Source organism: Gilliamella sp. Fer1-1, from assembly GCF_001690825.1.
Taxonomy (GTDB): Bacteria; Pseudomonadota; Gammaproteobacteria; order Enterobacterales; family Orbaceae; genus Gilliamella; species Gilliamella apicola_C.
Genome location: NZ_LZGX01000084.1, coordinates 1 through 9,999 on the forward strand (window position 1 = coordinate 1; position 9,999 = coordinate 9,999).

Sequence of the window (9,999 nt, forward strand, 5' to 3'; positions counted from 1 at the left end):
TAAACCACAAATAAATTAGTTTAATCATCTGGAGAAAATCATGGAAACATTTCACTGGCAAGTCGCGCCAAATATGAGTGAAAAAGCCGAGCCACGCGTTAAAGTCATTAAATTTGGTGACGGCTATGAGCAACGAATTAAAGACGGAATTAACAACGACTTGCGCTCATACAGTGTCACACTAAAAGTAGCACGAGAAGACGCGCAACATATCAATGATTTTTTAACACGTCATGGTGGGCTTTATGCATTTAAATGGAGGGAGCCAAATACGCACAGATTAATTACCGTTAAATGTACATCTTGGACATCTAACGTTATGAACACAGTAACAACAATAACCGCAACATTTGAAGAGGTAATCGCATGATTCCTAAAAAAATGCTGCTTGATATCACTAAAATAGCACAAGATGCGATAGTTGACCTATATGAAGTTGATTTAACTAAAATTATTGGAAACAAAACAATATTCCGATTTCATAACGGATTAAATGAACTGCGCCGACCGATTACATGGCAGGGAAACATCTATGAGCCGTACCCGATTAAAGTAGAGGGGTTTGAGAAAAACGGACAGGGGACAAGTAATCGTCCGACGATGAGCGTGAGCAATGCGCTTGGCTTTATTACAGGTCTAATTAATGACTTCGATGGTCTATTAGGTGCAATTGTCACCCGTCATGAAGTGCCAGTTAAATATCTAGATGCGGTGAATTTTGAAAATGGTAATAAATATGCTGATCCGTTTTGCGAAATCATCTCAAACTATGTCATTGAGCAGGTGAAACAACAAAATTCAATGGTTGTTACGTTTGAATTAGCGTTGCCGTGTGAGTCTGACGGTGCGCTAATCCCTGCTAGGACAATTATCGCTAATACCTGCGGTTGGATATATAGATCGTCTGAGTGCGGTTACACGGGTGGCGCAGTAGCTGATGAATTTGATAAACCGACTAACGACATCACAAAAGATAAGTGTAGTCGTTGTTTAAATGGTTGCAAACTTCGCTTCGGACAACACGGCATTCTTCCATTCGGTGGTTTTCCAACTGCTGCAAAACTCTCTTAAATAATCATGAAAAATAAAATACTCAATCACGCTAAACAATGCGGTGAGGCAGAGTGCTGCGGATTTGTTATTGATAACAAAATATATCTACCATGCAAAAACATTTCATCAACACCGACAGAGACATTTGAAATTGCGCCTGATGATTGGATAAAAGCGGAACAGCAAGGAATGATTACCGCGGTAGTTCACTCTCATCCTGATGGTTTGTCTATCCTCAGCGAAGCAGACCAGTTTTATCAACAGCAAACTGGTTTGCCGTGGTGGCTAGTTTGTGATAACAAAATTCATAAATTCAGGTATATCAAGCCACTATTGGGTCGTGAGTTCAAGCACGGTGAGACGGACTGCCTAACGATAGTACGTGACGCATACATGTTAGCAGGTATCGATTTACCCGATTATGAACGGCAGGACGATTGGTGGCATAACGGGCAAAACCTTTACTTGGACTTGCTACCTAAAAATGGTTTTGAACAGGTTCGGGATATTCAAGAGGGCGACGTTATCTTGGTTTGTCTTGGTTCAATAACTCCAAACCATGCAGCTATCTACATTGGCAATCAATTTATATTACATCACTGCCCGAAACGGCTATCAAAACGCGATTTATACAGCGGGTTTTGGCGTAATTACACACATTCAATCTGGAGGCATAAACAATGGCAATTGTCAGGCTTTACGGCAATCTTAAACAATATGGCGATAAGTTCAATATGAACGCTGAAACAGCAGCGGAAGCCTTAAATGGTTTATATTGTCAGATAAACGGTTTGAAAAAGCAGATTATGGATGGCTATTTTCGGGTTCGGATTAAAGGTGTGGATATGAACGAGGGCAATTTACAGTTTGGTCTACATAGTCGAATTCCACAAGATGCCGTTATTCACATTGTACCCAAAACAGCAGGAGCCAAAGGCGGTATTTTCAGTTTTATTGCTGGCGCAGCGATGGTTGTAGTTGGCGTATTGACTGAGCAATATTGGCTAGCAGGAATGGGGGTTGGGATGATGCTTGGGGGCGTTGCTCAAATGCTAACTAAGTTACCAAAAACCGATAAATTGACAGCTGATAAGAACAATAACACCTATTTTTCTAATTTGGATAATACGATAGCTCAAGGCGCACCCGTACCGCTTTGCTATGGTTTAATTAAAGTCGGCTCAAAAGTGCTATCGCAAGGGCTTGAGACTTTAGACGACGCAACGAATACAGATAAAAAACCAACAACACCAATTCCGTGGGATAAAATTATAAAAGGAAAGAAAAATGGGTAAAGGCTCAAAAAAAGCAAAAACACCAAAAGAAGCACAGGATAACCTCAAGTCACACCAGCAACTGAGTATTATTGATTTATTATGTGAGGGGCAAATTGCGGGTCCAGTAAACGGATTGCAAAGCGTTTTTTTAAATGATACACCAATCCAAGCGCCCGACGGTTCATATAATTTTAAGGGAGTTGAAGTCGAATGGACGGCTGGGACTCAATCACAAGCACCACTTGAGGGTTTCCCAGCAACTGAAAACGAAGTGCCAGTTAACTTGGAAGTAAAAGCAACAACGCCAATCGTGCGCACTATTACCGACCCGAATATCGATAGAGTACGTGTAACTGTGGGCGTGCAGTCATTAAGCTCAACGGATAACAAAGGCAACATCAACCGAACATCGGTATCAATGGAAATTCAAATTGGCGTGGGCAGTATATGGAAAACGGTAAAAAATGTTGATTTAATTGATAAAAAAACACGCTCACAGTATTTAACCTCAGTTATTTTAGATGATTTACCGCCAAAACCATTTAACATCCGTGTTGTTCGCAGAACGCCAGACAGCACATCATCATTACTAGTTAATAACACGCTGTGGAGTTCGTACACTGAAATCTATGATACTAAATTTTCATACCCGAATACAGCAGTTGTAGGGTTAAAATTCGATTCATCACAGTTTAGCGGTGTGCCTCGCCGTAATTATCTGATTAAAGGTTTAATTATCAAAGTTCCCGATAACTACGACTCTGAAACGAGAGAGTATAATGGTTTTTGGTCGGGCAATTTTAAACTCGCATGGACAAACAACCCAGCGTGGGTATTTTACGATATTTTAACCAATACACGTTACGGTATGGGTAGTAGGTTAGGAAAATTTGGTGTTGATAAATTTGCGCTATACACTATTGCACAATATTGTGACCAGTTAGTCGATGACGGTTTTGGCGGTAAAGAGCCGCGCTTTACATGCAACTGTTACATTACAGAGCAACGACAAGCATATGATGTTATTCACGACCTGTGCTCAATTTTTCGGGCGATGCCGATTTGGGATGGTACGCAGTACACCGCAGTAATGGACAGACCGAGCGACCCTGTGGCGATTTATGCAAATGCAAATGTAGTCGAAGGGCAATTTAACTACACATCAGCAGCACAAAAATCACGGCATACGGCTGTGCATGTGCGTTATATTGACCCAAATAACAATTGGGAAACGACAACCGAATACGTTGCTGACGATGAGCTAATCAAACGATTTGGATTAAATGTAGCGCAAATCGATGCGTTTGGTTGTACGTCGAGAGGTCAAGCTCACAGAGTGGGTAAATGGTTAATTCAAACTGAAAAATTGGAAACACAAACCGTTACATTTAGCGTGGGTCGTGAAGGTATCCGTCATTTACCCGGTGATATTATCGGCATTGCTGATAACGATTTTTCGGGCACAACAATTGGCGGGCGAATTTTAGCAGCAAATGATAGCACGATTACGTTAGACCGTGACATTGATATTAAAAATTTGAAAAATGCGTATTTGAGCGTAACTGATACAAATATGCAGCTACAAAAAGTCAAAATTCAAGCGCAAGTTAAACCCAATCAAATTGTTTTAGTGAGCAGCGTTAGTGTCGATGAGTATTCTGTTTGGGGGCTATATGACAATAAAATCAAACCTCGATTATTCAAAGCATTAACAATATCTGAAAACAGTGACGGCACTTACTCTATCACTGCGTTACAACATGAACCGCAAAAAGAAGCGATTGTTGATAATGGCGCTAAATTCGAAACAGAAAGCGGTACTATTTTTGGATGGTCAATTCCACCCGTCGAACAACTACAAGCCGAAGTTATTCCCGAATCTGATTTATATCAGGCTAGATTATCATGGTCCACACCTCGCACGATTCAAAACCTGAAATTCGAAGTGAAAGTGTATCGTGATGATAAATTAATTAGTCGTGAAGTTGTTGCTGATACTGAATATTATTTATCAGAATTACATCAGGGAAAATTCAACGCAACAGTCAGAGGGGTTGCGGAAGATGGACGATTAGGCGATGAAACCACGATAGTCTTTTCTATTTTGCCACCCGCCAAACCATCGGGTTTAGTACTAACACCAAGCGCATTTAATGTTGCTATACGTCCAGTAATGACTTCCGTATCAAGTCTGGGAACACAATTCGAATTCTACAAAGGCACAACTAAAGCAGAAGTTGAGAAAAAAAGCAATTATCTTGGACGTGCTATGTCACTAACCGATGTTGATTGTCAGCCCGATACCGAATACTGGTACGGTGTAAATGCGGTTAATGTTGTTGGTCGCTCAGAGATGTTCATAGCTAATACCAAGACCTTAATTGCGGAAAATGGGGCAGGTGGGCTATTTAGAATTCAAACTCACGATGGAAAATTCCCGACAAATAACGATGATGCCACTCAAATGTTCTATCTTGAATTTGGTTTTTATCCAGCCCGTGATACCACATTGATAATTTATTCATTAGATGGTTCCGGCAAAGTTGCGCATTCAGAAGCTCGAATGTACAACGGCGCACAATGGATTGAGCCAGCCATGTTTCTGGACGGTGATTTAATCGCAACTGGCACGATGAGAGGCGATAGATTAATAGCTGGTACTGAAATCAGAGCGCCGCAAATTACGGGCGGTAAAATGGTTGCCGGTAATGTCATCAGCGCGGGAAATCCACCCGCATTTGAACTGCTTGATGACGGCACGCTAAACGCAAGACGGGCTAACATCTCAGGCAACATTTATGCGAATTCTGGGCAATTAAACAATGTTGTGATTAATGAAAACTGTCAGATTCAAGGAAAATTGACAGCAATGCAAATTGTTGGCGACATTGTAAAAATGCATACGTGTAAAAAAAATGGCTCTGTTACTATACAGTCAGAACCGTTTGACAGAGATTTGTTTATTTTACCAGTAACGCTGATAGCGCAACGGCGCAGCGGTGGTGGCGGTGGCGACGGGATAAATTCGGATATGTGGAACTACGGAGAGGTTGAAATAGTTATATTCAACAATACTAACAACAATTATGTTTTCATCAAGAAAATTGAAACGACATCATTGAATTTTGTCGCTAGCGATACGTTTTCTGTTCTAATGCCGGCGCACACAACATTTACTATTAGTATGCGCGAGAGCAATAAATATAAAAAAACCGGTATTCCCGACGTCATTACTATCATGACATTGAAAAAATAACAACCGCTCATGTAGCGGTTTTTTTATTATCTGGAGAAAATTATGGCAAAAATATCAGGAATTTTAACTGACGGTGTGGGTAATATTATCAACAACTGTACTATCGAGTTATACGCAAAAAGAACAACAAACAAGGTTTTGGTTCAAACACAGGCATTCGAAGTTGCAGAAAACGGTAGTTACACAATGAACGCGTTACCGTGTGACTATGAAGTAAAGCTAATTATAAATGGATTTCCGCCAAAGAAACTTGGCACGATTCAGGTATTTTCTGATTCTGCCGACGGTACATTAAATGATTTTTTATTGAATCCATTAGAGAGTGAAATTACGCCTGAAATTTTACAGCAGGTTATTGATGTGCGTAATGATGCGAAACAGTCTGAGCAAAACGCTGCTAAATCAGCAGATGACGCTAGACAGCACGCATCATCTATTGATACATCGAATTTTATCAAAAAAACAGACATGATCGGCGACCAACGATTAATGCCTTTTCGTCGTGATGAGCTACCGTTTGGGTGGTATTTCAGGAATGGGGATAATTTTCTGCTTAGTTCACCGCAAGGGCAAGCATTGAACAACCTATCAGTTAACTACAAAAGGGATCATAATATCACGATAAAAACAATTGACGATCAACAATACATTAATGTACCGACCGCGTTTGCGCCAGACGGACGAGGTTCTTTTGAGCGTGCGGTTAATGGAGGGAGTAGGCAGGTTGGCTCATGGGAAGATGACGCGATTCGTAATATTTACGGGGAGTTAATCCATGTATTTCAATGGCACGATACAAACCCTCGGGGGATCTTCAGAACTCGCTCAAACAATGGCGGCTCTGGACTAAACAATAGATTCGCATCGGTAACTTGTCTGTGGTCTGATTCGGATTACCCGGAGCAAACGATCGTATTTGATGCATCGCTCGGAGCGCCAACTGCACACGAAAACAGACCGATAAACATCGGTATGACACCAGTTATTTATCTTGGAGTTTAATATGATTAATTATTATTTTGATAACACAAATGAACTAAAGCCATTCATACATGAGCTTGAGGCAAATAATGATACATTGCCGCCAGACAATGCGTTACGTATCGCTCCTGAGTTTAAAGATGGGTATTGGCCGTGTGAGCAAAATGGCTCATGGATTTTAGTTGAGGACAATCGAGAAAAAACGGTATATAACATTGAGACGAAAGAATCAAGCATTGTTGATTATTTTGGTAAAATCAAAGAGGGTTATACGCAGCTTGAGCCGTTTGAGTTTTGCAAATGGAATGGCAAAAAATGGGTGCTAGATAATGATGCTAAAAATGAGAATATCATTAAAAACAATCAATTATTGAAAAACTCATTACTCAATGATGCAAACGAAAAAATAGCAATTCTGCAGGATATCATCGATTTAGATATGCAAGAAGATGATGAAGAAGCGCAGTTGAAACAATGGAAAAAATATCGAATCTTGTTAATGCGTGTTGATGTATCAGACATTAATGCAGTATTTCCAGACAAGCCGTAAAGTGAATTTTATCTTCATAACATTTTTGTTTTGTGTAAAAATAAGACATTATTATGATAATAACGATAAACAAAGGTAAAAATTGTGAGTAAGTTATTACCCCGTCTTAGTAAAAATGAAACAGACATTCTAAGTCCCCGCATTTTACTTTTAGAAGTATATCAAGGTGAAATATCAGCCAAAGAAGCCCCTTTTTTTACTATTATACTTGAAAAAGAAGAGGTTAACTCTGAGGGTGATTTTGGACTAGACTCTTTAACAATTTCGTATCGAGTATTAGATAGATGCGCAACAGGAGTCGGTCATGGTTGGTTTGGCGCAAGTTATGACAGGAGGGCTAAGCGATTGTCTATCACTTCTGATTCTATGTCTAGGGGAGCAGTATTTTTAGATCCGGAAGAAATACGAGGATATAGAATAGGTACATATATCATGAATCAAATAATATTATGGGCGAAGCATAACTATTCTAGTGCAATACTTGATACTATCACTCTTTGTCAAGGTCAAGCTAATTTAGAAAACAAGGAACGGAGAAATCGCTTTTACGAGCAATTTGGAATTAAGTTTAATTATAGTAATGATAAAAAAGAAGAAGGAAAATCTAATAAAACCTTTATAAATCAGCTTACAACGGTAGAAACTTGGAAAAAAAACATCAAGGAAGTGGAGATAACTGATTATCTTATTGAAAAAAAAGAAACACTTAAAAACCAAAAGCAGAAAATTTTTGAAATACTAGGTGGTAATAAAATGTTGCAAAAAGAAATTGATTACTATTTAAAAGAAAATATTTTTCAATTTATTTTACGCAAAATTAAATATAAACAAAAAATAATAATTGAGGTTGGAATAATATTGTTTTTTATTTTTCTAATTTTTATCAAATAATAACCTACAATACTCAACAGCGTCATGTAGCATCACAAAATCGTCAATACTACAGTTTTGACGCTGTGGCATATTTGTGTCAACACCATGCTTTATATGAATTTAAGCTACTTTATATTGCGTCACAATTTAATATTGCAAGAGGTGCAACGCTTTGTTTTTAAATAAAATTAATTTTTAGCGTCCTGCCTGTCACGCAGGGGGGCGCGGGTTCGAGCCCCGTCCGTTCCGCCAATTCCATACAGTAGTTATGCCAATCAAATTTTCCATTATCATTTAATAACCTCTACGCATATGCTAATAATTTTTGCCAAAAATTGCCATGCTTATTGTGTTTTCTAATTTTTAAAGTTAACTTTCATCCAATTATATTGAAAAATAAAAATCCGTGTTATTTTCATCAAAAATTTCAGGTAGATGTGAGTTTTAGTATAAAATCATTGCCCAGCCCATATATAATTTGCTAAATTTTATTTAAGCTTTTTTAAGCAAACTTGATTATCTAAGTAAGCGATATGTTAACCAATGTCTAGAATCTAAGCTGCACCTCTTGTTATGTGAAATGATTTTCTACAATTAATATTTTCTGAATATATTCAAAATCTCTAATTTATGAGGATAAGGATAGTCTTTTTTCTTCAAAGTGATTGTCTATTTCATTAGCGATTATTATTTTTGCTTTAAAAAATGATCAATCAGTAATAGATAAGCAATATTATTGATATACTGTTTTTTAGTTAAAGAGTAAATGGTGTCAAAATCCTGTACAGCCATTTATCGTTTATTTTGTTAAAAATGGCAACTAGTTATTTAGGCATCTTTATTGCTATATATTCTATATATATCATCTTGTATTATCAATTTAAGACGAATTGTGAAAACAAGGTTACAGTAGTAAGTTACACTGTAACCTTTATAAACTATGGTTGGCTGATATTAAAGGCTTTTTTTGATCTCTATTGCTAGCAATGGGTTCCACATAGCACCTGTTGCGCTCATAACTGCATCAGCACCATTGTTTATAAATTGACGATAATGCTCGCTAGTGCTAACGCCGCCTACACCAATAATAGCAAATTTTAGATCCATCTCTTTGCGATATTTGGCTAAACGTTTCACCATATCTAAACCGGCCCAACGAATGGCATCACCACAGATTCCGCCTTCTTTTCTGTTTTCGCCTAAGGCGGGGTGACCATTCGCATCAACGGGTTTTGCCGATAACGTATTGATGGTGCTTAAACCATCAATAATAGTACCCACACGAGTTAATAAAGAAATAATTCTTTCATTATCAGGAAAATAGGCCAGTTTTAAAATAAGAGGGCGATCAGGCACTGCTGTTTTTATCGCATTTACAATTCGTTCAACTTTATCTACATCAAAACATAGTAGCTTGCTTGCCCCTTCGTTCGGGCAACTTAAATTTGCTTCAAGAATAGGTGCATTAGTTTCATGCACTAATTTTGCCGCTAGAGCATAATCTTTTTCTATTTCTCCATGCCCTTGTGTGCCTTGGAAACTACCGATTACACATTGCCCATGACCAGCCGATTGTACCGCATCAGCCATATCGGGTTGCCAAATGTCGGGTGAAAATGAAGGCACACCAAATGAGTTGGTAATTGATAGAGGTTGATTATAATTAGTATCTGCTAATACTGTATCTAAGTTGCACGATAGTTTACCTTTAGGATGAACAGACAAGACATTAGGTAATGGATGACATTTATGAAACTTAGTTCGAACTGTTTTATACACACATAAATCAAATCCATAAGCAAATGCTGCTTTGATATAATTGGCATTTAATAATGGGCCTGCTGGCATACCGAATGGTAAATTGACATCAATATTTAAGAACGTTGAGGGTTTTGTTGGAATCTGTTGTGATTTATCTAATTGTGCAAAAAGCCCAAAGGGTCCTTGAGCATAATTATCTTCATAGCTTATACTTGGATTATAAAAAGGTGTTAAAGATTTCATGCTAT

Annotated in this window: 8 protein-coding genes and 1 pseudogene; 8 read left to right on the forward strand and 1 reads right to left on the reverse strand. The window is 38.2% G+C overall.

All coding sequences use genetic code 11. The features are described from left to right. Positions 1 to 40: 40 nt before the first annotated feature. The 8 genes and pseudogenes from A9G28_RS09650 to A9G28_RS09685 all read left to right on the forward strand — a co-directional run bounded on the left by A9G28_RS09650 (position 41) and on the right by A9G28_RS09685 (position 8,008). Positions 41 to 370 (forward strand): phage tail protein, encoded by a 330-nt coding sequence (locus A9G28_RS09650; protein WP_065580533.1) that lies wholly within the window; start codon positions 41 to 43, stop codon positions 368 to 370. Further along, a complete protein-coding gene (locus tag A9G28_RS09655) occupies positions 367 to 1,071 on the forward strand; it encodes a phage minor tail protein L (RefSeq protein ID WP_065580534.1) in 705 nt (234 codons plus the stop codon). The genes A9G28_RS09650 and A9G28_RS09655 overlap by 4 nt, the downstream gene beginning before the upstream one ends. A gap of 3 nt (positions 1,072 to 1,074) precedes the next feature. Beyond that, positions 1,075 to 1,791, forward strand: a complete 717-nt coding sequence (locus tag A9G28_RS09660; protein ID WP_065580540.1) for a C40 family peptidase — start codon at positions 1,075 to 1,077, stop codon at positions 1,789 to 1,791. Then, positions 1,788 to 2,348: a hypothetical protein gene (locus tag A9G28_RS09665; protein WP_255307565.1), complete on the forward strand. Its 561-nt coding sequence runs from the start codon at positions 1,788 to 1,790 to the stop codon at positions 2,346 to 2,348. Before A9G28_RS09660 ends, A9G28_RS09665 begins: the two co-directional genes overlap by 4 nt. 253 nt (positions 2,349 to 2,601) lie before the next feature. Next, positions 2,602 to 5,586 (forward strand): annotated as a pseudogene (gpJ, locus tag A9G28_RS09670) (TipJ family phage tail tip protein); the annotation flags it as partial. Between the two features lie 42 nt (positions 5,587 to 5,628). Next, positions 5,629 to 6,588 carry a prophage tail fiber N-terminal domain-containing protein gene (locus tag A9G28_RS13140; RefSeq protein WP_081301565.1) on the forward strand — a complete coding sequence of 320 codons (960 nt, stop codon included), beginning with the start codon at positions 5,629 to 5,631 and terminating at the stop codon, positions 6,586 to 6,588. A gap of 1 nt (position 6,589) precedes the next feature. Beyond that, entirely contained in the window at positions 6,590 to 7,117 is a 528-nt protein-coding gene (locus A9G28_RS09680; protein WP_065580537.1) for a tail fiber assembly protein, read from the forward strand. A gap of 84 nt (positions 7,118 to 7,201) precedes the next feature. Then, a complete protein-coding gene (locus A9G28_RS09685) occupies positions 7,202 to 8,008 on the forward strand; it encodes a hypothetical protein (protein ID WP_065580538.1) in 807 nt (268 codons plus the stop codon). 936 nt (positions 8,009 to 8,944) lie between these two features. Here the strand turns inward: A9G28_RS09685 and A9G28_RS09690 are convergent. After that, positions 8,945 to 9,994, reverse strand: a complete 1,050-nt coding sequence (locus A9G28_RS09690; protein ID WP_065580539.1) for a dihydroorotate oxidase — start codon at positions 9,992 to 9,994, stop codon at positions 8,945 to 8,947. Between the last annotated feature and the right edge of the window lie 5 nt (positions 9,995 to 9,999).